Here is a 25,151-nt window from a genome sequence, read left to right on the forward strand (position 1 = left end):
AACCTAAGAAAGGATAAATTATGGATAATAAAATGTTTTGTTTTCAGTGTGAACAGACGGCTGGGTGTTCAGGCTGTACCGGAAATGCGGGTGTATGTGGAAAGACGGCGGATACTGCCAATCTTCAGGATGAACTTACGGGTGCATTGATAGGTCTTGCAAGAGCCTGTGAAAATAATCCGCATGATGAGAGTGTTACTGATGTTTTGATAGAAGGATTATTTACGACTATAACAAATGTTAATTTTAATGACGAGACGATTAAAGAGATTACTGAAAAAGTAAGAAAAAAGAAATACGAAGTTGTTCCGAATTGTAGCATTTGTACGGCAAAGTGCGGCAATACCGATGACTACGATGTTAAAAAGATATGGGATGCCGATGAAGATATTCGTTCACTTAAATCGCTTATTCTTTTTGGAATAAGGGGAATGGCGGCATATGCGTATCATGCAAATGTGCTTGGTTACAGGGATGACACAGTTAATAACTTTTTTATAAAAGCATTGTGTGTGCTCGGTTATGATATGGGTAAGGAGGCTCTTCTTCCTATTACAATGGAGGTGGGAGAGGTAAATCTTAGATGTATGGAACTTCTCGATAAGGCAAATACTGAGACATATGGAACACCGACACCGGTAAAAGTGCCGCTCACTGTTGAAAAAGGACCGTTCATCGTTATTACGGGGCATGACCTTTACGACCTTAAACAGCTTTTGGAGCAGACAAAAGATAAGGGGATAAATATCTATACGCATGGTGAGATGCTTCCGGCTCATGCATATCCGGAACTTAAGAAGTACACACATCTTAAGGGAAATTTTGGAACGGCATGGCAGAATCAGCAAAAAGAATTTGATAATATTCCTGCACCTGTGTTATTTACGACAAACTGTCTTATGCCAGTAAAAGAAAGTTATGCTGACAGGGTGTTTACAACAGAAGTGGTTTCATATCCTGAGATGGTTCATATTGGTGAGGATAAAGATTTTACTCCTGTTATTGAAAAGGCACTTGAGCTTGGCGGTTATGATGAGGATAAGCATTTTACGGGAATAAACGGCGGGCATGAGGTTGTGACTGGATTTGCACATGGAACTGTGCTGTCGGTTGCCGATAAGGTTGTTGAAGCCGTTAAGAATGGTGATATAAAGCATTTCTTCCTTGTCGGAGGATGTGACGGTGCAAGACCCGGAAGAAATTATTACACTGAATTTGTTAAGCAGACTCCAAAAAATTCTGTTATACTTACATTGGCGTGTGGAAAATACAGATTTAATGACCTTGAACTTGGAGAGGTCGCAGGGCTTCCAAGAATCATGGATATGGGGCAGTGTAATGATGCGTTCAGTGCGATAAAAGTTGCCGTGGCACTTGCCGGAGCATTTGACTGTTCGGTAAATGAACTTCCGTTATCCATCGTGCTTTCATGGTATGAGCAGAAAGCGGTATGTATATTGCTTACACTTCTACATCTCGGAATAAATAATATACATTTAGGGCCGACACTTCCGGCATTTGTGTCACCGAATATACTTGATTTCCTTGTAGAGAATTTTGGGATTTCACCTACAGGTACACCGGAGGGAGATTTGAAAAAATTTCTTAACATGGACTAAGAAAGGCATATGATATATGAGTAAAGAAGAAAATGACAACATCGTACAGGCATTGGAACATTCAGGTCTTTGCAGGGAATTTACGCAGGATGAAATATTATCTTTAATAGAAGAAAAAGATACTGATATAAAAAGATATGAAAAAGGAAGTTTTATCTTTGAGGAGGATGACACACCGGACAAACTATATGTGCTGATAGAAGGCTATGTGGAAGTTTCAAAGATGACATTTTCCGGAAAAAAGATTTTGATAACCACGATTGAAAATCCCGGAGATATGTTTGCGGAAGTTTATATGTTTATGGGAAAGGGCAAATATGATATGTCGGCAAAGGCGGTAGAAGAGTCTGTAGTGTTAAGTGTTTCATGTGACTTTTTTGAAAATATATCGCATAATATAAAGGCTGGTGTGTCGGCAAAGATAAGAAAAAATCTTATGAGCATATTTGCGATGAAGGCGTATAATCTTAGCGGAAAGGTAAGATTACTTGGTTGTGGCAGTATAAGAGAAAAGATTGCTCTTTATCTTATTGAAAATCAGACAGCATCAGGACAGATAACAAAAAATCCATCGAGAGAAGAACTTTCCGATTATCTTAATGTGACCAGACCTTCCCTTTCAAGAGAACTTGGTAATATGGAGAAAGAGGGCATAATAAAGCTTGATGGCAGAAAGATAACCATCGTGTCCCAGGACAAACTTGAAGAATATCTGTAGATTATATGTTACTGTTGACACCTGAGGTGTTATGAGTGGATTGCAAATATCTGTCTGACTTATCTTAACATATAAAAGATGTCCTAAAAAAAGCAAATATTTTTAATAATAAAGTGGAGGAATAAAAATATGGCAGAGCTTATGAAAAACATTAAAAAATCAAAGGTACTTACACTTAAGGATGAGATTTCTTATGCAGACGGACAGGTTGTAAGCAAGACACTTGTTCAGAATGATGCGGTAAGCGAGACATTGTTCGCATTTGAAAAAGGCGAGGAGATAAGCACACATGAGTCAGGCGGAGATGCTTTTGTTATCTGTCTTGACGGTGTCGGTCTTATTACGGTTGACGATGTTGACTACGAACTTACTGAGGGACAGTCAATCGTTATGCCGGCAAAACACCCTCATGCGGTAAAGGGTAAAGAGAGATTTAAGATGCTTTTAGTTGTTGTGTTTTAAGAAAGGAAAAAAGTGTGAAAAATCCATATATGCAAGATTTTTCACACACAAGATTTGTGTCTGCGCACACTTGACACAAACTTGATATGCAAAAAAACGTGTGCAGAAATGAGGATTAATATGATACGCAAGATAGTTCATATAGACGAGGAAAAGTGTAATGGTTGTGGTGCGTGTGCCAATGCGTGCCATGAGGATGCAATCGCAATGGTTGATGGTAAAGCAAGACTTATTAAGGATGATTACTGTGATGGTCTGGGGGATTGTCTCCCTGCCTGTCCTATGGATGCTATTAAGATAATTGAGCGTGAAGCAAACGATTATGATGAGGCGGCTGTTAAAGCTAGGATTGCAGCTAAGAAGATAGCTGAGAATACGAAAAAGAACGGTAGTCCTGTTCATGTGTGTCCGGGAAGTATGGCGAGAAGTTTACAGCATAGGGAAGATGAGAAAAAGCCGTGTTCTTCAAACGATAACAGTCAGGCAGCTTCTAATAACGGATTTAAACCTGTGAGCAGGCTAAATCAGTGGCCGGTGCAGATTAAACTTGTACCGCTGACAGCTCCTTATTTTGACGGTGCAAATCTTTTGGTGGCAGCAGATTGTACTGCATATGCATATGCAAATTTCCATGAGGATTTTATCAAAAACCACATTACATTAGTAGGTTGTCCTAAACTTGATGATATTGATTACAGTGAAAAACTTACTGAGATAATCAAAAATAACGACATAAAGAGTGTGAAGATTGTCCGTATGGAAGTGCCATGCTGCGGCGGTTTGCAAAATGCGGTCGTTAATGCGTTGAAAAACAGTGGAAAGATGATACCGTGGCAGGTTGTCACAATTTCATGTGACGGTAGGATACTGGAGAGTTTATAAACGAGAGAACTCTGCTTAACACGATGAAAGCCACATTCTGAACAGCATTTTATCAGGATGTGGCTTTTTGCTGCAAATAAAATGAATGAATTAGTGTATTGATACTTTTATTACAAAGAAATTTAATATCAATCCCTTCGTGAAATAGACAATGTAAAATATATTTATAAAACAGAATTATTGATAATTTTTTCTCAATAAAGTTATTGACAACTATTCTCGATTAGATTATACTAACGCATGGATAAATGAAAACACAGACAAAAGAGATTAAGAAAGAGGATGATATGATGCCATTATCAATGATACCGGAAGGACAGCCAAGCGTAATTAAGAAGATAGGCGGCAAAGAAGAAACACGCAGATTTTTAGAAAATCTGGGCTTTGTTGTAGGTGGAACAGTTACTGTTATTTCACAGATAGGTGGAAATATGATAGTGAATGTCAAAGATGCAAGAGTTGCCATCGGTAAAGATATGGCAAATAAGATCATGGTCTAGAAAGGGGAAATTGATGAAGACATTAAAAGAAGTTGCATGTGGCGAAACTGTAAAAGTTAAGAAACTTACAGGAGTAGGAGCAGTAAAGAGACGCATCATGGATATGGGAATCACAAAAGGTACTGATGTACTTGTGAGAAAAGTCGCACCACTTGGTGATCCTATCGAAGTCTCAGTAAGAGGTTATGAGCTTTCACTCAGAAAAGCAGATGCAGAAATGATTGAAGTTGAGTAGTTTTTTTAAACTCAAATTTTTTTTGACTATGGGTTAGTAAATACTAATCTTGGCAAGCAAAGACAAATTTAGCGTAGGGTTTTAGAACTAAATGTAGTTGCAAATAATTATTGCACATATGTGCGGATTGGAGAGAAAAAATGTCAATTAAAATTGCATTAGCAGGTAATCCTAACTGCGGTAAAACAACATTGTTTAATGCACTGACAGGTTCAAACCAGTATGTTGGTAACTGGCCTGGTGTTACAGTGGAAAAGAAAGAGGGAAGATTAAAGGGTAATAAAGATGTGACAGTAGTCGATCTTCCGGGTATTTATTCATTATCCCCATATACACTTGAGGAGGTCGTTTCAAGAAATTATCTTATCGATGAGAAGCCGGAAGTTATCTTAAACATCATCGACGGAACAAACCTTGAAAGAAACCTTTACCTCACAACACAGCTTACAGAGCTTGGGATTCCGGTTTTAATAGCTGTAAACATGATGGATGTTGTCCGTAAGAACGGTGACCAGATAAATATTAAGAAACTTGCTGAGGAAACAGGCTGCAAGGCAGTTGAGATTTCAGCTCTTAAGGGCGAGGGAATCGTTGAGGCGGCAAATGAGGCTGTTAAACTTGCAGGTACAAAGAAAGCAGCTCCGAAACATTCATTTGACGCAAAAGTTGAGCGTGCACTTGAGGACATCGAGAGCATTGCACTTCAGTCGGTGGATGAGTCACAGAAACGCTGGTTTGCCATCAAACTTTTTGAGAATGATGAGAAAGTTGCGGAGAAATTAAATCTTTCATCAGGTGTTCTTAAGGAAATCTCTGAGATAAACAAGGCAGTTGAGGATGAGCTTGATGACGATACAGAGAGTATCATCACAAACGAGAGATATACATTTATCACATCTATCATCAAAGACTGTATTAAGAAGAAATCAGCAGGAAAACTTACAACATCAGATAAGATTGATAAGATTGTTACAAACAGAATTCTTGCACTTCCTATTTTCGCAGCTATTATGTTTGTAGTTTATTACATAGCAGTATCATCACTCGGTGGAATTGTTACAGACTGGACAAATGATACACTTGTAGCTGAGTGGATTCAGCCTGCAGTACAGGGATTTTTGAAAAATGTCGGTGCAGCAGACTGGCTTAACTCACTTGTAGTTGATGGTATTGTCGGAGGTCTTGGTGCTCCTATCGGATTTGCACCTCAGATGGCTATCGTATTCTTCTTCCTCTCAATTCTTGAGGATTGCGGATACATGGCAAGAGTTGCATTTATCATGGATAGAATTTTCCGTAAGTTTGGTCTTTCAGGAAAGAGTTTCATTCCATTCCTTATCGGTTCAGGATGTGGTGTTCCTGGTATCATGGCAACTCGTACTATCGAGAATGACAAAGATCGTCGTATGACAATTATGACAACAACATTTATTCCTTGTGGTGCAAAACTTCCTGTTATTGCACTTATCGCAGGATATTTATTAAACGGATGCTGGTGGCTTGCACCACTTATGTACTTCGTTGGTATCATAGTGGTTATCGTTTCATGTATTATTTTAAAGAAAACATCACTTTTTGCTGGTGATCCGGCACCGTTCGTTATGGAGCTTCCACAGTACCATATCCCATCACTTAAAGGTGTTCTTCTCCATGTATGGGAGAGAGTATGGGCATTCCTTAAGAAAGCAGGAACAATCCTCTTCCTTTGCTGTGCAGTTATGTGGTTCCTCGGAACATTCGGTATCCAGAACGGAACATTTGGTATGGTAGATAAAGAGTCATGTTTCCTTGCTTCAATCGGTGGAGCTATCGCCTGGATTTTCAAACCACTCGGATTTGGAACATGGCAGGCAGTTGCATCTTCTCTTTCAGGATTTGTTGCAAAAGAGGGTATCGTATCAACAATGGGTGTACTCAGCGGACTTGGCGAAGTAGAAGAATATGCAGCATCAATGCATGACCAGTTTGCACAGTTCTTCCCAACAGGAATTGCAGCAGTGTCATTCCTTATGTTCAATCTGTTCGATTCACCTTGTCTTGCAGCTATCTCAACAATGGCAAGAGAGATGAAATCAAAAAAATTCGTAGTATTTGCACTTATATTCCAGAATGTATTAGCATACTGCGTAGCACTTATGGTATATCAGATCGGCGGACTTGTTTTAGGAGAGGTTGCATTTGGACCTGCAACAGTAGTAGCATTTATAGTAGCAGCAGTAATACTTTACTTCCTTTTCCGTCCTGATCCAAATAAAAAAACATCATATAAGACAGCGGCAGGAGAGGCTTAAGATTTACATGAAGTGATTTTAAGCAGACAGAGTTTTATAATGCATACAAATTTAGAAGTTAAACCAGTTGATGTGGTTATCTTGATCGTTCTTGCAATTATGTTTGTACTTGCAATAAAGATAATAATAGGTTTTTTTAAAGAAAAATAAATATTGCTGTCCGCATCGTTGGTGTGGACAGTGACAAATAGACAGTGAACTATGTTATGAGTATGGATTGAAGTCGTTGTTAGTAGCACAGCAGGTGTGAACAGCAATGCTTATATTCATACATGACAGAGAGATGAGAGGTGGGGAATCAGACTATGGCGATGGCAGTTATGGAACAGAAACGAAAGATACAGGAATCACAGAATTATCAGCGTACAAAAATGCAGAAAGATATGGTGATACAGCGTCTTAAAGATGATGGTTGTCGTATAACGAAGCAGCGTCTTATGTTACTAGATATTATACTTGAGGAGGACTGCTCATGCTGCAAGGAGATATATTATAAGGCAGCAAAACAGGACGGCAAGATAGGCACTGCCACTGTATATAGGATGGTGAACAAACTCGAAGAAATCGGAGCTATCAGTAGAAAGAATATGTATAAGATAGCCTGTGGTTCAGGGTGTGAAGTTGAAAATGCCTGCACAATTGAATTTGATGATGACACTGTTGTGGAACTTTCAGCAAAGAAGTGGCATCAGGTGATAAAGGCAGGGCTTGTTGCCTGCGGTTATCCGTCAGACCTTAATGTACGCAGTGTTATCGCAAAATCATGTCAGTGTGGAAAATAATGTAAAAAAATAGGATAGCATAGAAATCAAAAAGCAGTTGATTTCTATGTTATCTTTTTTTATGTATAGGAAAATTATTTTCTGAATTGTTGAGGTGACATTCCTTTTATTTTCTTAAATTGTCTTGAAAAATGTTCGAGGTTCTCGTATCCGCATATGGAAGCTATCTCGGAGATTGAGTCGTTGCTGCCCTGTAAAAGTCTTGCGGCGTGTTCGATTCTGGCTTTTATTATATCCTGATGAACAGATACTCCGAATATCTTTTTGTATGTGTGCTGGAAATACGATGTGCTCAGTCCAAGTTTGTCTGCTATTTCTTTTGCACCTGATGGTACATATTCATAGTTGTAGAGATGTTGTCTGAGTTTTGAAAATTCATCAAAATATTTGTCAAAAGCGGAGCCGGCATTTAAGGTGGTTCTGTAAAGATCACTGAATTTATGAAAAAGAGCTTCAGCTTTGCTGCTCATTATATGTTCGTGCTGGTCGCCTTCATTGAAGTATTCGATGAAAAGGTCTGCTATCATGTCAGTTATAACTTTCGGTGTCGAGAGTGTTATAGGAGTGTTAAAAGGAATTTCAAGTTTCTCAAAAAAGTTATCATATTCATCAAAATCAAAATGAATCCAGTCGTTTATAAAATAGTCATCAGCGGAACCGGATTGAATATGTCTGTAAATCTGTGGTTTGTTTTTTTGGTATAAAATAAAAGTGTTTTTTGGAACGCGTATGCATTTATTGTCTGTCATGATTTCAGTTGGAGAACGCAGATATAAAAGCAGATAATCTCCGGAACCATTTGGACGGTTTACATAAAAATCAGGGCAGTTGTGAAAATGGTATCCAATAAGTCTGATTTTAATCATTTATTATTTCCTCCTGAATTTTACAATGGTAGTTGATTAGTAAATATTGTTGTCGTTTTTTGAGTTTATATCTTTTGGATTTTAAATCAAGTGGCATTTGTTGTTTAGTTTGGTTAATTACAATAATAGTATAATATAAAAAGCTAAAAAAATCAAATACTTGACAGCTAATATCATGGACTAAAAGTCAAAAGATTTATATAATCATAAATGTAAGATTAAATAGCAATGCATGATATTGTAGGGATTTCCGCAGAAAACTTCCTCTCGTAAGCTAATAAAGTTTTTGAAAAAAGCAATATCTATGCATTGCATTTAATAAAACTATAATTTAATTTTTAACTGAAAAGTTCAAATTTAGAAAAGAGGATGAGTATGAGACTTAGCAGAAAAAAGATTTTAGCATTGTGTATGAGTGGTGCACTTGTTTTATCATCAATTCCGGGAATGTATGTAAAGAGTGTTGCCGCAAAGAAAAATAATTCACCTGTTATCAGGTTGAACACGACAAGTATCAAACTTGTAAAAGGAAAAAAGAAAACATTAAAAGTCACGGTAAAAAATGTAAAAAAATTAAAAAAAGTGACTTTTACAAGCAAAAATAAAAAGGTGGTTTCTGTTACGGCAAAGGGTGTTATCAAGGCTGTAAAGGCAGGCAGTACAAAGATAGAGGTTAAGGTAAGTTATATTCCGAAAAGTTCAAATAAAGTGACAAAAAAGACTGTAAGATGTACGGTTAAAGTCACAAATCCAGAAGATACGACGGATGTGGCACCTGACCTGACAGTACAGGCTACCGCTGCACCGGCTCCGACCGTTTACGGAGATGCTGGAAAAGTCAGCGGGTACAACAGTGAACAGAGCAATTATTTATTAAATATCAATGCGTCTGATAAAGTACATGATATTAGTGATATTTTATATGGAATATTTATCGAGGACATAAATTTTGCAGCAGACGGCGGACTTTATGCCGAGATGGTGCAGAACCGTTCATTTGAATTTACAAATCTTGCATCGGATAATGAAAAGCACGCATGGAGCGATGTCGGAACAGTTACGGCAAAGGTTGTAAAGGATGACAAGACAGGCTGTCTTAATGCAAATAACCCCAATTATATGGTTATTGAGAACAAATCAGACAGTGATGCGGGTATTGCGAATGAGGGCTTCCTTGATGGAATGTCGATAAAAGAGAATACCGGATATGATTTTTCCGTATATGCAAAAGGAATGGACAGCTATACCGGTCCATTAAATGTCAAACTTATGAATGGAAGTGATGTTGTAGGAAGTGGAACTATCGAAAATGTCACGGCAGAATGGAAAAAGTATGAGCTTAAGCTTACATCGTCAGTTACTTCAAATAAAAATGTAAAATTACAGGTTACGATTCCTAAGGGGAAAATTGCAATAGACATGGTTTCACTTTTTCCACAGGATACATATAAGGGCAGAAAGAACGGTCTTAGAAAAGACCTTGCAGAAAAATTAGAGGAACTTCATCCGGGATTTTTGAGATTTCCGGGAGGATGTGTTGTTGAGGGTGCGACCATCGAGACAAGATATAACTGGAAAGATTCAATAGGTGCAGACTCAAGCGGGCAGCCGTTTGAATTTAACGGAAAATATGGCGATGTTGCAGCAAGAAAACAGGGACAAAATATATGGACGGATGAGAGGGCAGCAAATGATAAATATCCTTCATTTATGACATACGGTCTTGGATTTTATGAGTATTTCCAGCTTGCTGAGGATATAGATGCAGTCGGAGTTCCGGTTATTAACTGTGGTAAATGTTGTATGGGACAGTCGGATGGAAGCGGTCCGTCATTAGACTCTGCTGAGTTTAAGCAGTATATCCAGGATGCCCTTGATCTTGTTGAGTTCTGTCGTGGTGATAAGACTACAAAGTGGGGTAAAATAAGAATTGCGATGGGACATGAAAAACCATTTAAACTTAAATATGTAGGTATTGGCAACGAGCAGTGGGGTGATGATTTCTTTAAGCATTATGAAGCGTTTGTAGATGCGTTTAACGATGCAAAGAAAACAAATCCTGCACTTTATGGTGATATAGAGCTTATGTTTACAGCAGGTGTCGATGACGGAGACAGTGGAAAAGATGTTTATATGGAAGCATATAATGAAGCTGCAAAATGGCTTAAGGCACATCCTGACAAGACAATAAATGACTTTGCGGGGGCTATCGACCATCATTATTATAATGAGCCAAGCTGGTTCTTAACACACACGGATTATTATGATGAAAAGAATTACAGCAGAACTACTGACAACATGACAACTTCAACTTACGGCGGCGGAATGAATGTGTTCCTTGGAGAATATGCGGCACAGTCAAATACCTGGAAAGCGGCACTTTCCGAAGCCGCATATATGACGGGACTAGAAAGAAACGGAGACATAGTTAAGATGGCTGCATATGCACCATTATTTGGAAACTTGACGGCACTTCACTGGTCACCTGACCTTATTTGGTTTAACAATAACACAGTCACAAGCTCGGTAAATTATTATGTTCAGAAAATATTTGCCAAGAATGCAGGAACTACACTTCTTAAATCGGATATGTCAGGGGCAACGGTGGCATCAAAGCCGTTTGCAGGAAAAGTCGGTGTAGGTACATGGAATACGGCTGCAAAATTTGACAATGCAAAGGTTGTGTCAAACGACACCGGAAAGATTTTAGGAAAGGATACATTTACAAAAGCAGAAAACTTCTCGAAATACTGGGAGAAAGCAACAGACGGAAACTGGTCGGTCAAGAATGGCAAACTTGTCCAGTCATCAGATGTGACAAACACTGTGGCATATGGAAATCAGGGAAGTGTTGCTTACTTTGGAAACAATACATGGAAAAATTATACATATACTGTTGAAGCGACAAAGACTTCAGGACAGGAAGGATTTATGATACCGTTTGCCGTAGGAGATAAGAACGAAAATTATTTCTGGAACATTGGCGGCTGGAACAATACGGTATCATGCTTACAGAAAGTATCAGGCGGTTCAAAATCAGGTCAGATAGCAGGAACTATTATGAGCTGTCAGATAAGCGAGGGCGAAAAGTACAAGATAAAGATAGTAGTAAAAGACAGAAATGTTAAATGCTATCTTGATGATATGCTCTATGTGGACTATACTATACCTGAGACAGAGGGAAGCGAGAGCTACCAGGTTGTAAGTACGGACAAGACGGGTGATGTTATCATAAAACTTGTCAATGTAACAGGAGCAGATAAAACATTTGCAATAGATGTGACGGGACTGGGCGAAATTTCAGATGAAGCAGATGTAGATGTTGTTGCAGGACAGAGCGAGACAGATGATAATATTCTCGGAAAAGAGGAGGCTGTGACTTTAAAGAGTGATAAGGTGACAGGTATTAAAGATAAGTTTAACTATACTGTTCCGAAGTATTCTGTTACGGTTTTACGCATAAAGCACAAATAATTAAAATGATAAAAAGATAAAATATATAGCAAAAAACAGGTGGCTGTGAATTTTATTGTAGGTTTTGTTAAATGTAAGAATATGACATTTTTTGCAAGTATATAAATGAGACTAGGAGGTTTTTGTGAATTATAGAAATGTAGGAAAGTCAGGATTAAAGGTTAGTGAGATTGCAGTAGGAAGCTGGATGACGGATCTTGCGGGAACTGAGAAAGTTGATATTGCAAGAGATACGATAAGACTTGCTTATGATAAGGGCGTTAATTTCTTTGACTGTGCAGATGCATACAGTGGTGGCGAGGCTGAAAAATTTTTAGGAAAAATCCTGAATGAATATCAACGACATAGTTATGTAGTTTCAAGTAAGGTTTTTTTCCCGACAGGCGGCGGTGCAAATGACTGGGGATTGTCGAGAAAACATATTTTTGAGAATGTTGACCGTTCCCTTTCAAATCTGAACATGGATTACATTGACCTCTATTATTGCCACAGATTTGATAACACAACTCCGATGGAAGAAACTTTGAGAGCATTAAATGACCTTGTTTCACAGGGAAAGATTCTCTATTATGGTGTCAGCGAGGAGTGGGGTGCTGCAAGGCTTGAGGAAGCACAGAGGATAATCGAAAGATACGGACTTTATCCTATGACGGTTGTTCAGCCGCAGTACAATATGATTGACAGATACATAGAGCATGAGATAATGTCCGTTTGCGAAAAGTACGGTATCGGAATTACACCGTTCTCGCCGCTGGCACAGGGGCTTCTCACCGGAAAGTATAAAAAAGGTGAGCCATATCCTGAGGGTTCAAGGGCAACCCACCAGGCAGATAAACAGATAAATAATCTTCTTACGGATGAAAATCTCGACAGGGTGGATAAACTTTCAAAGATAGCCGAGGAGCTTGGTACTAATATGTCGGTGCTCGCACTTAGCTGGATACTTAGAAAATCCATCATTTCAAGTGTTATAACAGGTGCAAGCAAACCGTCACAGCTTGAGAATAATCTTGCGGCGGCAGATTTTAAAATTCCTGCTGACGCACTTGAGGAGATTGAAAAAATACTTGATTTTAAGAGATTTGAAAGACATATTGGTTAATAATTGCAGACATCAGGATAAATTATTTAATGCAGAAATAAAATAAAAACTCATTTAATATTAAAAAAATATTGAGAAACAATATCAAAAAGAGCCTCTCCGGGCTCTTTTTGATTAAAATTTCTCAATAAGTAAAATTAGCCGTGTCGTACTGGATTTTTTGTTGTATAATGTCACAAAAGCAGACAGATATATCTGTTTTTGTGAAAAAAATACAAATAAAATTTTTTATCCATAGGAGGAACTTATTATGTTAGATTGTTTAAAGGCTATTAATTGGAAAAAGACAGGTTTATTTGCAGCAGGTGTTGCATTTGGTACAGCAGGAATCAAAATTCTTTCAAGTGATGATGCAAAGAATGTATATTCAAATTGCACAGCAGCAGTTCTTCGTGCAAAAGACTGTGTTATGAATGTTGTATCAACAGTACAGGAAAATGCAGAAGATATTTATGCAGAAGCTGTAGAGATTAATGAAGAGAGAGCGGCAAAGAAAGAGTGCTTTGAAGATGAAGCAGACGATGATGATTTTGAGGAAGTTGAAAACGAAGCAGACGCAGAGGCAGCAGCAGATGCTGAGTAATTAACATAAATGTGAAAAGATGAGCTTTAAAGTGTAAGGCAGAACTGTTATCTTAAAGTTTTATCTTTTTGCACAAAATTTATCATTAGATAATAATCTGACATATATTTATACAAGACATCTGATTTTTCAGGTGTCTTGTTTTAGGTATATGGCAGTAAGATGATACTAATTGAAGTTAAAAGAACAATATCGAAGTTAAAGGAATAATACGGAAATGGGGGCAAAAAATGAAATTTTCTATTAAGCATGAAATAAAAGGCAGAATAAGAGTTCATTTACATCAAAACAGAATGTCCTTTGAACAGGCAGATACATTATTATATTATCTGACCAACAACCAGTATGTTACAAATGCAAAAGTGTTTGAGAGAACAGCAGATGCTGCTATTTATTTTGTCGGTGACAGGGAAAATATAATAGAAGCATTGAGAAAATTTGCTTATGAAAATGTTGATGTGCCGGCAGCAGTATTAGAAACATCAGGCAGGGGACTTAACAACACATATCAGAGAAAAATGGTTGAAAAAGTCGTTTACAGATATGCGAGAAGGATACTTCTTCCTTATCCGGTAAGGGCAGTCTATACAACGGCAATGTCATTGAAATATATTTATAAAGGTGTAAAGACTTTACTTAAAGGTAAGATAGAAGTTCCGGTTCTTGATGCGACTGCAATAGGTGTATCAGTTATCAGGAACGATATAGCAACTGCGGATTCGATTATGTTCCTGCTTGGAATAGGTGAACTGTTGGAGGAGTGGACACATAAGAAATCTGTTGATGATCTTGCAAGGACAATGTCGCTCAATACGGGAAGTGTCTGGATGCTCAATGACGGAAAAGAGGTTCAGGTTTCTTCAAATGATATAAAAGAAGGCGACTGCGTAGTCGTACATATGGGAACAATCATTCCTTTTGACGGTGAGGTTTATGATGGCGAGGCGATGGTAAATCAGGCTTCGATAACGGGTGAGTCAATGCCTGTAAGACGAGTTAAAGACAATTATGTCTATGCCGGAACTGTAGTTGAAGAGGGCGAGATAACCATCAAAGTTAAAAAAGTCGGTGGAACGAGCCAGTATGAAAAGATAGTTGGGATGATAGAAGAGACAGAAAAACTCAAATCTGCAAGTGAGAGTAAGGCAAGTCATATTGCGGATAAACTTGTTCCTTATACACTTGGAGGAACAGCTTTAACATATCTTTTGACGAGAAATGTCACAAAGGCATTATCAGTGCTTATGGTAGATTTTTCTTGTGCACTAAAGCTTGCAATGCCGATAACGGTTCTGTCGGCAATTAGAGAAGCAAGCCTTCACAATGTAACTGTTAAAGGCGGTAAATTCCTTGAAGCAGTTTCGGAAGCAGACACTATTGTGTTTGATAAAACAGGAACACTCACAAAGGCTAAGCCTACTGTAGTGGAGGTTGTTTCGTTCTGTGATGAGACACCGGATGAACTTTTGAGGATTGCAGCCTGCCTTGAGGAACATTTCCCTCATTCAATGGCAAAAGCAGTCGTTGAGGCAGCAAAACAAAAATCTCTTGAACATGAGGAGATGCACTCAAAGGTTGATTATGTTGTCGCTCATGGAATATCTAGCTATATTGACAACAGAAAAGCAGTTATCGGAAGTTATCATTTTGTCTTTGAAGATGAGAAATGCATTGTACCTGAAGATAAGAAAGAACAGTTTGAAAATATATCTGATGAATATTCAAGACTTTATCTTGCGATACAGGGTGAGCTTGCGGCAGTTATACTTATAGAAGACCCTCTCAGGGATGAAGCAGAAGCAGTTGTTAATTCTCTGAGAAAATCGGGAATAAGTAAGGTTGTAATGATGACCGGAGATAGTGACAGGATTGCAAAGAACATAGCTGAGAAAGTCGGAGTTGATGTTTATTATTCGGAGGTACTTCCGGCAGATAAGGCTGCATTTGTAGAGAAAGAGAGAAGTGAGGGAAGAAAAGTCATCATGATAGGTGATGGAATAAATGATTCGCCTGCACTTTCGGCAGCAAATGTCGGAATTGCCATAAGTGATGGAGCAGAGATAGCAAGAGAAATTGCCGACATAACGGTTGGTTCGGACGATCTTTATCAGATAGTAACACTTAAGATGTTAAGCGATGCACTTATGAAAAGGATAAAGAAAAACTACAGAACAATAGTTGGATTTAATTCGGGACTTATACTCTGTGGTGTGACCGGAATACTTGCACCTACAACATCAGCACTTTTGCATAATGCATCTACGCTTGCAATAAGTCTTAAGAGTATGGAAAGTTTTCTTGACTAATTAGATAAGTGAGGAATAAAATGACACCTTTTTATCAATAATATTTATATTGATAAAAAGGTGTCATTTATTTTATTGACTTTAGTATATAATTTATGTATCATAATCTCAAAGTTAGGGAAAACTAACTAAAGTATTTCGTAGGTAATTGCGAAACTAACTATATGTTATATCTGCATAATTTAATCAAGATTTATGATAGTTTCGCAAACGCCTATAAAGTATTTCATTTTGAAAGGAGAATTATAATCATGGGTAAGATAAGTGTTGTATATTGGTCGCAGTCAGGAAATACACTCGCTATGGCGGAGGCAATAGGTAAAGGTATCACAGATGGCGGAGCACAGGCAGAAGTTGTCAATGTAAGTAGTTGCCAGGTCAGTGACCTTGATACAGAGGAAGTGTTTGCACTCGGTTGTCCTGCCATGGGAGCCGAGGTTCTTGAGGAAAGTGAGATGGAGCCATTTGTTGCAGAACTTGAGGAAAATGTAAAAGGTAAGAAGATTGCTCTGTTTGGTTCATACGGCTGGGGAGATGGTCAGTGGATGCGTGACTGGGAAGAACGCATGACAAGTGCCGGAGCGACAGTCGTAAACGGAGAGGGTCTTATATGCCAGGAAACACCTGATGGTGATGTGATAAGTGAATGTGAGAGTCTCGGAAAACAGCTTGCCGGAATGTAGGATTGAGGGCTTACAATATAATGATAAAGTGACGCCGTGAAAAAGGATTATTATTCTGTTAAGTAATTGCGAAACTAATTATATGTTGTGCTATTTGTTATATTTGCACAATTTATTCATGCAACAGATAGTTTCGCAAATATTTAATATAGTTAGATTAATAATCCTTTTTCACGGCTGTTTTTATGAAAGTATGTTGTATTAGTTTAAAGTGTTATAGGTTGAAAAATATATTATGAATTATAAAGTATTATTGTGAATTTAAGCTGTTTTTATAGTTATATAATATAGGATAGTTATGTTTTTGATGTTTATTTGTGGTACGGGATAATGAGTCGGCTTGCACTAATGTTTTTGTTTTCTTATAATAGGATATAAAGGATAAAATGTTATCATAAATTTGCAAGACAAGAGAGTTTGTTCTCTTATAAGATAAAATTTTAGGAGATTTTTAAAATATGGATAAAATAGTGCGTGAAAGACTTTTTTCTATGAGTGAGGAGAAATACAGAGATTTTTCTAAGGCTCTTATTCCGGGCTGCGATAATATGCTTGGGGTTAGAGTGCCCCTTATCAGGAAGTATGCGAGAGAACTTTTAAGAGAAAATGAGGACTGGCAGGGATTGCTTGAAGAAGATGATTTGTACTTTGAGGAGACGATGCTTCGTGGATTTATTACAGGTATAGCGACGGCAAAGGAAGATGATGTGAAAATTGCAAGAAAGAAATTGAATGAGTTTCTTCCTTATATAAATAACTGGTCTATAAATGATGGGTTTTGTAAAGAGTTCAGGATAATTGATAAACATCATGACGAGTTTATAAAGGATATTGAAAAAATGACAGCTTCTAAAAAGGAGTATGTGGCGAGGGCGGGACTTGTACTTTTGCTTGAGCATTATGTAAAGATTGATATGGCAGGGAATAAGATTGCGAGAAAGAAAACGGTTGACAGATATGACATAGATTTAGAAAGCATATTGACAGATGAAGGTGTAATAGAGGAAAGAAACGCTTTGCAGTCGGATAGTGATACCAGTAAAGTCAGATATAATAATGAAGCCCCAAATAGTGTTTATAAAGGTAAATATACAGACAAAATACTTGAGCTTGTAAACAGGGATTTTTCAAAAAACGGCTACTATACGCAGATGGCGGCAGGCTGGCTTATAGCAGAGTTGTTTGTGGTATATCCAAAAGCAGTATGGGATTTTTTAAATGAAAAAAACAACTTGAAGCTTGATGAAGTGTCATATAAAAAAGCAATAAGGAAGATATGTGAGTCAAAAATACCGACTAAGCAATTAAAGAAATATATTGTTACCGTTCAATCGTAGGTATAGTATAAGATATAAAGTTATGTACTGATAAGTAAATTTGATTTCATCAAGTTAAATTTTACATTTCAGACAATAGTGGAGTTTGATTTGATAAAATAATAAAGAAATGAGTTGTTTGTAAAAATAGAAAAATGAAATGGTAAACTGTTAAAAAAAAAAATTGGGGGAAAATATAAAAAGCTGTTGACTAATGATAGATTTGTGATATAATAATATTTGTGCGTACAGGACTGTGGTTCTGTGAAAAAATACCCTACACAGTTGTTTGTGTATTTGATGCATAATCTACAACTGGAGGGAGGTTAGGTGTGAGACTATGTCAAATGTAATCGTAAAAGAGAATGAGACATTGGATAACGCTTTACGTCGTTTCAAAAGAAATTGTGCTAAAGCTGGCATCCAGCAGGAAATTCGTAAGAGAGAGCATTATGAGAAGCCAAGCGTTCGTCGTAAGAAGAAGTCTGAGGCAGCTCGTAAGCGCAAATACTAATCGTATGTTAGGGATTTGAGTGTCAGATCCTAAAATCAGAAAGAGGTTATTTGGTTAATCTCTTTCTTTTTTTATGTTATAGGAAATCCGGTTTATGAAACAAAAGGATGATTTTTGAAATAATATTGAAAAAGAATTGAGTAAATAGTATTATGAACAAGTAGCAAAGTGGATTGCTAATATCCGATTGACAATGCTTACAGTACGCTATATAAAAGGGCTACAAATGTATTGGTTTTGTAAATAATAACAATAATAATATAGAAAAGGGATAGTATTAAAATGACAGAAAAAGAAAAGATGCTTGCAGGAAAAATATATGATACAAGTGATGAAGAATTAGCGGCAATGAGATTAAAGGCACATAAGCTTTCTGCAAGATATAACAGTGTGTTTGAGGATGAAGAAGATATAAGAAATAAAATATTGTCAGAGCTTATACCAAATATAGGAAAAGGAACATATATGCAGGGACCGATTCAGTTTGATTATGGTGCATTTACGACATTTGGCGAAAACTGTTATGCAAATTTTAATTTCACAGTGCTTGACATATGCCCTGTTACAATAGGAGATAATGTGTTTTTTGGACCAAACTGTATGCTGGCAACACCTGTACATCCATTTAGGTATCAGGAGAGAAATATCAAATATAAGGAAGATGGTACAGCTTATGATGATGAGTATGCAAAGCCGATAACGATAGGTTCAAACTGCTGGCTTGCAAGTAATGTTGTGGTTATAGGCGGTGTGACTATCGGAGAGGGCTGTGTGATAGGTGCAGGCAGTGTAGTGACGCGTGATATACCGGCAAACTCATTGGCAGCAGGAAATCCATGCAGAGTTATAAGAGAAATAACCAAGAAAGACTCTATAAAATATAAGAAGGAATTGTTTTAAGATGTTTGGATTAAAAAAGGAAAATAGGAGAAGTGGCTGATGCGACTAAAGCAGATTGAATTAACAAATTTTAGGGCGATTGATGGGGCAGTCTTTGAATTGGATGGAAAAAGTACGGTTAATAAGGAGTGAATATAATGATGCAATCCGTGGCGTGGCATCGGTCAGGCTCAGAATACCTTTTGAATACAACATTATATAATAATGAAATATAAAAATAAAATGTCGCTTTTTAAGCGACATTTTTTATTATGGAAGATTTAACATAATAACAAGGATAAAACTGCAGGAAAATCTAAAACAAATCAGAATAGGAGTTTATGCTTATGAAAAACAGAAAGAAAATAGTTATATCAGTTTTATTGAGCTTTATATTTATCTTTTCTTGGATAATGAACGAAAATGTATTTGCAGCCGGAAAAGTTAAGCTTAGGCAGTGCATTAAGTCTTTTTGAAAGTCCTAAGGTATCGGTTATCTGTGCTACAAAATCCTTATCTATCTTTCTCCCGTCAAGTTCGAGCGGCAGTACGATATTTTCATACAGGTTTAAGACTGGTACAAGGTTGTAAGCCTGAAAAATAAATCCTATTTTTCTTCTGCGAAATATGGTGAGCGGTTCGTCTTTTAATGAAGAAATATCTTTTCCATCAACAAACACCTTGCCGGAAGTGGGCTTGTCAAGACCGCCGAGCATATGGAGAAGTGTTGATTTACCGCTGCCTGATGTTCCGACGACTGCGGCAAATTCACCGTTTTCGATGGCAAGGTTTACATTTTGTAATGCGTGTACGGCATTGTCACCTGAGCCATAGATTTTTGTAAGATTTTCTGTTTTTAGTATTGTCATAATGACCTCCGTTCTGAAAAAATATCTGTAAGATTTTACTATAATAGTATGGCATATAAAACTTTCCAAAATCTTTCAGAACACAATATGAAATCTTACAGTTTTGAAAGAAATACGGAAAAAGTTGAGCCGTGTTCCGGTAAAGAAGAAACTTTGATATAACCATTTTCGCCTGTAATTATCTTTCTTGCAAGATAGAGTCCTATTCCGACACCTTCTGTAGTGTTTACTTTTTCGGAGCGGTAAAATCTTGAAAAAACTTTTTCGTGCTCATTATCTGATATACCAATGCCTGTGTCTGAAATATCAATTCTGACAAAAAATTCATAGACTATTACATTTATGGAAATGCCACCTGTCACGGTGTACTTGATAGCATTGTCAACTATATTGCAAAGAGCCTCAAGTGTCCATTTTTCATCAAACACTGCCGTTGCATCAGTTTTGACGGTATTAAGATGCAAATCTTTTGAATCGGCTTTCTGGTTGTATTGTATAAATATCTTATCAAGTAACGGCTGGATTTCCTGCTTCTTTGGAGATAGGGAAATGATACCTGTTTCAAGCCGTGAAAGTTTTATGAGAGACTCTATCAGAAAACGGAGTTTTTTAGTCTGGGAATAAAGTGCCATAAGATTATTTTTTGAGTTTTCTGAGAGTTCATCTTCTAAAAGTAATTCACAGTAGAGAAGAATGTTTGCGACAGGTGTTTTTGTCTGATGTGAAATATCAGCGATAAGAGTTTTAATGCTGTCTTTTTCGTGCATTATATTTTGGGTAGAGCAGGTCTGACCTGAGAGGTATTGTGCAAATTTTGTCTCAAGTGCTGACAGGCGGCTCTCATCAAAAACCTTTTCAGTAAAGCTTCCCTTTAAAGCTGAGTCAATCATATTTTCGAGAGAAGTGAGAAGTTTATCTGTTTTATAACGGTTTAGGAGTATGGAACTTATACATATTATAATAATTATAAACTGAATAAATATAATGAAATCTTTAGTCATAAAAATCCTTTCGTTTGGAGTATGCTTTGATATTTTTTATGTATTTTGGGGTATAGTGACTTTCTTTTTATTTTTTGTCCCATTTATAACCGATGCCATAGACGGTATGTATATAATCCGAAGCGTTAAGTTTATCACGGAGCCTTTTGACAACAACGGAAAGTGCATTGTTATCCACATATTCAGAGCCATCTGTCCATATGCGGTCGGTAAGGACATCGCGGGTCATGATATTGCCACGGTTCTCAACGAGGAGAGAAAGAAGTTTTTGCTCGGTTTTGCTTAATTCAACAGGCTTGCCTAAAACAAGAAAAGTTAGGTGCACAAAATCAAATGAAAAATTATCTATTGTTATAATGGAATTAGCCGTCTGGGAATTGCAAATGGGATGTTTTCTAAGCTGTGTATTAACTCTGGCACGAAGAACGGCGAGAGAAAAAGGTTTTGTTATATAATCATCAGCACCGAGTTCAAGACCGCTTACAATATCAAAATCAGTATCATTTGCGGTAAGCAGGATAACAGGAATATCAGGAAAATCGGTTTTTACTTCAACCAGAAAATCAAGTCCGCTGCCATCCGGAAGTGTAATGTCAAGCAGTATGAGTGAAGCCTTAAAACAGGCAAGCTGTTGTCTGGCGGCTTGCAGATTGGTGCATGAAAAAATCTGTCTGTCCTCTGAACTAAGAGCCTGACAAAGACCTTTATTAAGACTTATATCGTCCTCTATAATAAGAATTTGCTGCATTTTCATTATTAAAAATCTCCATTTCTATGATTATTTATAAAATTTATATGTCAAAATACATTTTGAAACAAATATAATATAGATTGTATGACGGATAGTAAAGAAAAGCAAATGGAAAATACGATTATAGATTTGATAAGTGTGTACTGTAACCGCTGTCAGTTACATTGTAGGTAAGCATTATTATTTTTTGTTGTAACATTGTGTATTTTGGGATGTACTGTTATACTATAGAAAATAGGATAAGAAGGAATAGGTTTAAAATGTATGGATTTTTTAAGAATGGTAAAGTTAATAAAGAACTTGATGAGATAATAGCACAGATAGAGTCTAATGCTGCAAATAATTATAAAGATGCGGCGCATGAGGCGGTTGTCTGTCTTGAAACTAGGATAAATGAATTTTGGGAGTCAGGGCAGCTTAGCGAAAAGAAAAAGTTAGAATATGAAGCAAGGCTTACGAGGTATAAGAGGGAACTTGAGGGATTTACGCATAAGGACCAGAAGCCGTATTGGAGTTAGGTTAGCGTAAAATTTTATTCGGACAAACATAAACAGAAAAGGACACTATTTTGTTAAGTTATTGGAAGTGGTGTTTAAATGTATGAGTAGGCAGCAAAGCGGATTGCGAATATCCGCTTGATATGTGGTATAATTAATTATATAAAAATATATCGAAGAAACTGCAGGTTTGATATGAAACAATTGAGAATAAATATAATATAGGAGAAGTGGCTGATGCGACTAAAACAGATTAAATTAACAAATTTTAGAGCTATTGATGATGCAATTATTGAATTTGACGGTAAAAGTACGGTTATTTTTGGAATTAACGGAACAGGGAAATCAAGTATTCTTCGTTCTGTTAATTTATTGTTTGCAAATATTATAAATCAGGTTGTAAACAGAAAAGAATTAAAACAAAACTATGCTATTCAATTAGAAGATATTATGTATGGAAAAAGTGGAACAAGCATACACGCAACGATTGAATTTGAAGGTACGGAGTTTGAATATTCAAGAAATATGATGCGAAATACAGGCATGAAAACACATAACAAAAAAGCTTTAAATGAAATTGTTGATATATTTCATGAGAAATATATCAGTGATGAAGAACAGAATGATATTCCTATTTTTGCAAATTATGGGACAAATCGTCTTGTGTTGGATATACCTTTGTGCATCAGAACACACCATACTTTTGATATATATTCTGCATTTGAAAAGGCGATTGAAAATAAAATAGACTTTAGGACTTTTTTTGAGTGGTATAGAAATCAGGAAGATTATGAAAATGAGCAAAAAATAGAGACGGGAAATTTAAAATATGAAGATAATTCTCTGCAAGCGGTAAGAAAGGCGATTTTGTCAATGTTAGATGGCTGCTCCAATCTTCGTGTTGTAAGAAAACCTCGTTTGGAAATGAAAATAAACAAGGCAAATATCAGCTTGAATGTTTCTCAAATGTCTGATGGGGAAAAATGCACATTAGCTTTGTTTGGTGATTTGGCGAGAAGGCTTACTTTAGCAAATCCAAATAAAGAAAATCCATTGCTTGGAGAGGGAATCGTACTGATTGATGAAGTGGAACTGCATATGCACCCATCATGGCAGAGAAAAGTGTTATCTGCATTAAGAGATACTTTTCCAAATATACAGTTTATTATTACTACACATTCACCTATTGTATTAAGTGAAGCTGATGAAAATTATAATCTGTTTTTTATAGATAACAGTGAAGGAAAATTTAGTATTCAAAAAAATAAACAGTTAAACGGATATGATGCGAATGCTGTTTTAGAACAGTTTATGGATACAAGTTCTATTAATGAAAAAATAAAAAGTTTTATAGACTCGATATATGATGATATAAACAGTAGATTATTTGAGCAGGCAGAAGTGAAAATAAATGCACTTGCTGAAATTACAAGTGAGAACCATCCGGATGTTATTACGGCAAGGATGGAATTAAAGAGGAGAAGATATATATGATATATATTGAAAAGTCTGAAGAACCAGAGTTTTTGAGTGAGTTTAAACGAAAAAATCCCGATAAGACTTATGATTCGGAAGAATTTGCACATTACAGAGGAATTCTTACAGATGTACTTATAAAAGAGCAAAAAGGAATCTGTGCATATTGTTGTGGCAGAATAAAAAAGGAAAATGTTCATAATGAGCATATAGAACCAAGAAATCCGGGGAAATATGTGAGTAAACGCTCATTAGATTATTCAAATCTTGTGGCAAGTTGTAATACAATAAGAACCTGCGGAAGAAAAAAGGAAAACAAATATGATTCGGATAAATTTGTGTCTCCATTAGAACAGGAGTGTGAGAAAAAGTTTGCATATTATGGAAATGGAACAATAGTAGGGGATGAATACACAATAAACCTTTTAAATTTAAATGACTATGAATTGCGTGAAGCACGCAGGGCGGTATATCAGCAGTTGCAGCATCTTGACAAAGAAACGATAAAACTGGTGTATATGAATGAACAGGACGAGGAGTACCAGCCTTATTATAATGTGATTAAGTGGTATGTAAATGGGTAATGAACAGACAGCGGGAGATAATTAGATGGTTTTAGACAATAATTTAAAAAGAAAACTTGAAATATACATAAAGCTAAATTATGTAGCAAGTGTAGAAGAAGATTTTTTATGTCCTGATATAAATGAAGAAGAAATAACTAAAAGTAGTGGAAAAAAGTTTGAACAGCAGAAACAGGATCTTTCGGCTTTAGTGCAGGAAGCAGGTGAATCGTTTCATGAAATGTTGTTTAGACTTATTGAAGAGAATAATCAAGTGGATAAAAGGTTCTTATCGCCTCTGATACAAAATAAGCATCAAAACTCCTCTTAAAAAAATAAATTTTATCAATAATTTATTTAGAACATAAGTTTGAGTGAATAAAGAAAATAAAGTAAAAAGCGATTTCACTTAATTTTATTAGTAAAAAGCATAATTTTACTAAATAATCTTGCTTTTTTTGCTCAAAAAATATATAATCAAACCAGTTTGATGAACAAAGGGGTTCAGCAAATGATATGAAAACAATTATCAGTAAAGAGATATTTATGTCAAAAGACTGGTATGGCTTTTTGCCGGAAGTGTCTTTTGATATAGTATCTGTTTACATGATAGGACTTTTTTACATGAAAAATGTTCCATGTGTGTTTTCAGTTATTTGCTGAGCCTCTTTTTGTTTGCTATATGTAAATTAAATGTATCCAAAGAGTATTGAGTGTTGTCTGTTTCATAGTAGGTGCAGCAGACAGCAGTGAAACAAAACACAAAATTGTAAAATATTGAT

Annotated in this window: 24 protein-coding genes and 1 pseudogene; 21 read left to right on the forward strand and 4 right to left on the reverse strand. The window is 36.5% G+C overall.

Annotated elements, in window-relative coordinates; all coding sequences use genetic code 11:
• The first annotated feature begins 20 nt into the window (after positions 1 to 20).
• From hcp to DW721_RS10050, 8 genes are all read left to right on the forward strand, one after another.
• Entirely contained in the window at positions 21 to 1,619 is a 1,599-nt protein-coding gene (gene hcp / locus DW721_RS10015; RefSeq protein ID WP_182436288.1) for a hydroxylamine reductase, read from the forward strand.
• A gap of 16 nt (positions 1,620 to 1,635) precedes the next feature.
• Positions 1,636 to 2,337: a Crp/Fnr family transcriptional regulator gene (locus DW721_RS10020; RefSeq protein ID WP_118745659.1), complete on the forward strand. Its 702-nt coding sequence runs from the start codon at positions 1,636 to 1,638 to the stop codon at positions 2,335 to 2,337.
• 129 nt (positions 2,338 to 2,466) lie between these two features.
• Positions 2,467 to 2,799 (forward strand): cupin domain-containing protein, encoded by a 333-nt coding sequence (locus DW721_RS10025; protein WP_118745660.1) that lies wholly within the window; start codon positions 2,467 to 2,469, stop codon positions 2,797 to 2,799.
• 120 nt (positions 2,800 to 2,919) lie between these two features.
• Complete coding sequence (locus DW721_RS10030) at positions 2,920 to 3,681, forward strand: 4Fe-4S binding protein (protein ID WP_118745661.1); 762 nt, start codon at positions 2,920 to 2,922, stop codon at positions 3,679 to 3,681.
• Positions 3,682 to 3,968: 287 nt separating this feature from the next.
• On the forward strand, positions 3,969 to 4,181 hold the full coding sequence (locus tag DW721_RS10035; RefSeq protein WP_022015239.1) for a FeoA family protein: 213 nt from the start codon (positions 3,969 to 3,971) through the stop codon (positions 4,179 to 4,181).
• A gap of 13 nt (positions 4,182 to 4,194) precedes the next feature.
• On the forward strand, positions 4,195 to 4,416 hold the full coding sequence (locus DW721_RS10040; protein WP_022015238.1) for a ferrous iron transport protein A: 222 nt from the start codon (positions 4,195 to 4,197) through the stop codon (positions 4,414 to 4,416).
• Between the two features lie 140 nt (positions 4,417 to 4,556).
• Positions 4,557 to 6,707 carry a ferrous iron transport protein B gene (feoB, locus tag DW721_RS10045; protein ID WP_118745662.1) on the forward strand — a complete coding sequence of 717 codons (2,151 nt, stop codon included), beginning with the start codon at positions 4,557 to 4,559 and terminating at the stop codon, positions 6,705 to 6,707.
• Between the two features lie 290 nt (positions 6,708 to 6,997).
• The gene (locus DW721_RS10050; protein ID WP_330674070.1) at positions 6,998 to 7,489 is read left to right on the forward strand and encodes a transcriptional repressor; all 492 of its coding nucleotides are present in this window, start codon (positions 6,998 to 7,000) and stop codon (positions 7,487 to 7,489) included.
• 74 nt (positions 7,490 to 7,563) lie between these two features.
• Here DW721_RS10050 and DW721_RS10055 read toward each other — a convergent pair whose 3' ends face one another.
• On the reverse strand, positions 7,564 to 8,355 hold the full coding sequence (locus tag DW721_RS10055) for an AraC family transcriptional regulator (RefSeq protein WP_118745663.1): 792 nt from the start codon (positions 8,353 to 8,355) through the stop codon (positions 7,564 to 7,566).
• A gap of 375 nt (positions 8,356 to 8,730) precedes the next feature.
• Here DW721_RS10055 and DW721_RS10060 point away from each other — a divergent pair, with 375 nt between their 5' ends.
• The 8 genes from DW721_RS10060 (at position 8,731) to DW721_RS10095 (ending at position 19,233) form a co-directional block, all read left to right on the forward strand.
• Complete coding sequence (locus DW721_RS10060; RefSeq protein ID WP_182436289.1) at positions 8,731 to 11,829, forward strand: alpha-L-arabinofuranosidase C-terminal domain-containing protein; 3,099 nt, start codon at positions 8,731 to 8,733, stop codon at positions 11,827 to 11,829.
• Positions 11,830 to 11,953: 124 nt separating this feature from the next.
• A complete protein-coding gene (locus DW721_RS10065) occupies positions 11,954 to 12,931 on the forward strand; it encodes an aldo/keto reductase family protein (protein WP_118745665.1) in 978 nt (325 codons plus the stop codon).
• A 250-nt stretch (positions 12,932 to 13,181) separates the two neighbouring features.
• Positions 13,182 to 13,514 carry a DUF6110 family protein gene (locus tag DW721_RS10070; RefSeq protein WP_055942686.1) on the forward strand — a complete coding sequence of 111 codons (333 nt, stop codon included), beginning with the start codon at positions 13,182 to 13,184 and terminating at the stop codon, positions 13,512 to 13,514.
• A 230-nt stretch (positions 13,515 to 13,744) separates the two neighbouring features.
• Complete coding sequence (locus DW721_RS10075) at positions 13,745 to 15,820, forward strand: heavy metal translocating P-type ATPase (protein ID WP_118745666.1); 2,076 nt, start codon at positions 13,745 to 13,747, stop codon at positions 15,818 to 15,820.
• A gap of 251 nt (positions 15,821 to 16,071) precedes the next feature.
• Entirely contained in the window at positions 16,072 to 16,503 is a 432-nt protein-coding gene (locus DW721_RS10080) for a flavodoxin (protein WP_118745667.1), read from the forward strand.
• Positions 16,504 to 16,961: 458 nt separating this feature from the next.
• Complete coding sequence (locus DW721_RS10085) at positions 16,962 to 17,840, forward strand: DNA alkylation repair protein (RefSeq protein ID WP_118745668.1); 879 nt, start codon at positions 16,962 to 16,964, stop codon at positions 17,838 to 17,840.
• A gap of 319 nt (positions 17,841 to 18,159) precedes the next feature.
• Positions 18,160 to 18,333, forward strand: a complete 174-nt coding sequence (rpsU, locus tag DW721_RS10090; RefSeq protein ID WP_022013401.1) for a 30S ribosomal protein S21 — start codon at positions 18,160 to 18,162, stop codon at positions 18,331 to 18,333.
• 282 nt (positions 18,334 to 18,615) lie between these two features.
• Positions 18,616 to 19,233, forward strand: a complete 618-nt coding sequence (locus tag DW721_RS10095) for a sugar O-acetyltransferase (RefSeq protein WP_118745669.1) — start codon at positions 18,616 to 18,618, stop codon at positions 19,231 to 19,233.
• Positions 19,234 to 19,664: 431 nt separating this feature from the next.
• Here the strand turns inward: DW721_RS10095 and DW721_RS10100 are convergent.
• The 3 genes and pseudogenes from DW721_RS10100 to DW721_RS10110 all read right to left on the reverse strand — a co-directional run.
• Positions 19,665 to 20,081 (reverse strand): annotated as a pseudogene (locus DW721_RS10100) (ABC transporter ATP-binding protein); the annotation flags it as partial.
• Between the two features lie 95 nt (positions 20,082 to 20,176).
• Entirely contained in the window at positions 20,177 to 21,082 is a 906-nt protein-coding gene (locus DW721_RS10105) for a HAMP domain-containing sensor histidine kinase (protein ID WP_118745671.1), read from the reverse strand.
• A gap of 67 nt (positions 21,083 to 21,149) precedes the next feature.
• The gene (locus tag DW721_RS10110; RefSeq protein WP_118498724.1) at positions 21,150 to 21,830 is read right to left on the reverse strand and encodes a response regulator transcription factor; all 681 of its coding nucleotides are present in this window, start codon (positions 21,828 to 21,830) and stop codon (positions 21,150 to 21,152) included.
• Between the two features lie 263 nt (positions 21,831 to 22,093).
• Between DW721_RS10110 and DW721_RS10115 the strand changes: the two genes are divergently transcribed.
• The 5 genes from DW721_RS10115 (at position 22,094) to DW721_RS16105 (ending at position 25,032) form a co-directional block, all read left to right on the forward strand.
• On the forward strand, positions 22,094 to 22,351 hold the full coding sequence (locus DW721_RS10115; RefSeq protein ID WP_118745672.1) for a hypothetical protein: 258 nt from the start codon (positions 22,094 to 22,096) through the stop codon (positions 22,349 to 22,351).
• A 216-nt stretch (positions 22,352 to 22,567) separates the two neighbouring features.
• Positions 22,568 to 23,824 (forward strand): AAA family ATPase, encoded by a 1,257-nt coding sequence (locus tag DW721_RS10120; protein WP_118745673.1) that lies wholly within the window; start codon positions 22,568 to 22,570, stop codon positions 23,822 to 23,824.
• Positions 23,821 to 24,390: a retron system putative HNH endonuclease gene (locus DW721_RS10125; protein ID WP_118745674.1), complete on the forward strand. Its 570-nt coding sequence runs from the start codon at positions 23,821 to 23,823 to the stop codon at positions 24,388 to 24,390. The genes DW721_RS10120 and DW721_RS10125 overlap by 4 nt, the downstream gene beginning before the upstream one ends.
• A 25-nt stretch (positions 24,391 to 24,415) precedes the next feature.
• A complete protein-coding gene (locus DW721_RS10130) occupies positions 24,416 to 24,700 on the forward strand; it encodes a hypothetical protein (RefSeq protein WP_118745675.1) in 285 nt (94 codons plus the stop codon).
• A gap of 185 nt (positions 24,701 to 24,885) precedes the next feature.
• On the forward strand, positions 24,886 to 25,032 hold the full coding sequence (locus DW721_RS16105) for a hypothetical protein (RefSeq protein ID WP_182436290.1): 147 nt from the start codon (positions 24,886 to 24,888) through the stop codon (positions 25,030 to 25,032).
• The last annotated feature ends 119 nt before the right edge of the window (positions 25,033 to 25,151 follow it).

The sequence above is a fragment of the Clostridium sp. AM27-31LB genome (assembly GCF_003480745.1).
Classification (GTDB): domain Bacteria; phylum Bacillota; class Clostridia; order Lachnospirales; family Lachnospiraceae; genus Butyribacter; species Butyribacter intestini.

Coding starts and splice junctions, on each gene's coding strand:
- hcp (WP_182436288.1), top strand. CDS start 21: ATGGATAATAAAATGTTTTGTTTTCAGTGTGAACAGACGGCTGGGTGT.
- DW721_RS10020 (WP_118745659.1), top strand. CDS start 1,636: ATGAGTAAAGAAGAAAATGACAACATCGTACAGGCATTGGAACATTCA.
- DW721_RS10025 (WP_118745660.1), top strand. CDS start 2,467: ATGGCAGAGCTTATGAAAAACATTAAAAAATCAAAGGTACTTACACTT.
- DW721_RS10030 (WP_118745661.1), top strand. CDS start 2,920: ATGATACGCAAGATAGTTCATATAGACGAGGAAAAGTGTAATGGTTGT.
- DW721_RS10035 (WP_022015239.1), top strand. CDS start 3,969: ATGATGCCATTATCAATGATACCGGAAGGACAGCCAAGCGTAATTAAG.
- DW721_RS10040 (WP_022015238.1), top strand. CDS start 4,195: ATGAAGACATTAAAAGAAGTTGCATGTGGCGAAACTGTAAAAGTTAAG.
- feoB (WP_118745662.1), top strand. CDS start 4,557: ATGTCAATTAAAATTGCATTAGCAGGTAATCCTAACTGCGGTAAAACA.
- DW721_RS10055 (WP_118745663.1), bottom strand. CDS start 8,355: ATGATTAAAATCAGACTTATTGGATACCATTTTCACAACTGCCCTGAT.
- DW721_RS10060 (WP_182436289.1), top strand. CDS start 8,731: ATGAGACTTAGCAGAAAAAAGATTTTAGCATTGTGTATGAGTGGTGCA.
- DW721_RS10070 (WP_055942686.1), top strand. CDS start 13,182: ATGTTAGATTGTTTAAAGGCTATTAATTGGAAAAAGACAGGTTTATTT.
- DW721_RS10075 (WP_118745666.1), top strand. CDS start 13,745: ATGAAATTTTCTATTAAGCATGAAATAAAAGGCAGAATAAGAGTTCAT.
- DW721_RS10080 (WP_118745667.1), top strand. CDS start 16,072: ATGGGTAAGATAAGTGTTGTATATTGGTCGCAGTCAGGAAATACACTC.
- DW721_RS10085 (WP_118745668.1), top strand. CDS start 16,962: ATGGATAAAATAGTGCGTGAAAGACTTTTTTCTATGAGTGAGGAGAAA.
- rpsU (WP_022013401.1), top strand. CDS start 18,160: ATGTCAAATGTAATCGTAAAAGAGAATGAGACATTGGATAACGCTTTA.
- DW721_RS10095 (WP_118745669.1), top strand. CDS start 18,616: ATGACAGAAAAAGAAAAGATGCTTGCAGGAAAAATATATGATACAAGT.
- DW721_RS10105 (WP_118745671.1), bottom strand. CDS start 21,082: ATGACTAAAGATTTCATTATATTTATTCAGTTTATAATTATTATAATA.
- DW721_RS10110 (WP_118498724.1), bottom strand. CDS start 21,830: ATGCAGCAAATTCTTATTATAGAGGACGATATAAGTCTTAATAAAGGT.
- DW721_RS10115 (WP_118745672.1), top strand. CDS start 22,094: ATGTATGGATTTTTTAAGAATGGTAAAGTTAATAAAGAACTTGATGAG.
- DW721_RS10120 (WP_118745673.1), top strand. CDS start 22,568: ATGCGACTAAAACAGATTAAATTAACAAATTTTAGAGCTATTGATGAT.
- DW721_RS10125 (WP_118745674.1), top strand. CDS start 23,821: ATGATATATATTGAAAAGTCTGAAGAACCAGAGTTTTTGAGTGAGTTT.
- DW721_RS10130 (WP_118745675.1), top strand. CDS start 24,416: ATGGTTTTAGACAATAATTTAAAAAGAAAACTTGAAATATACATAAAG.
- DW721_RS16105 (WP_182436290.1), top strand. CDS start 24,886: ATGAAAACAATTATCAGTAAAGAGATATTTATGTCAAAAGACTGGTAT.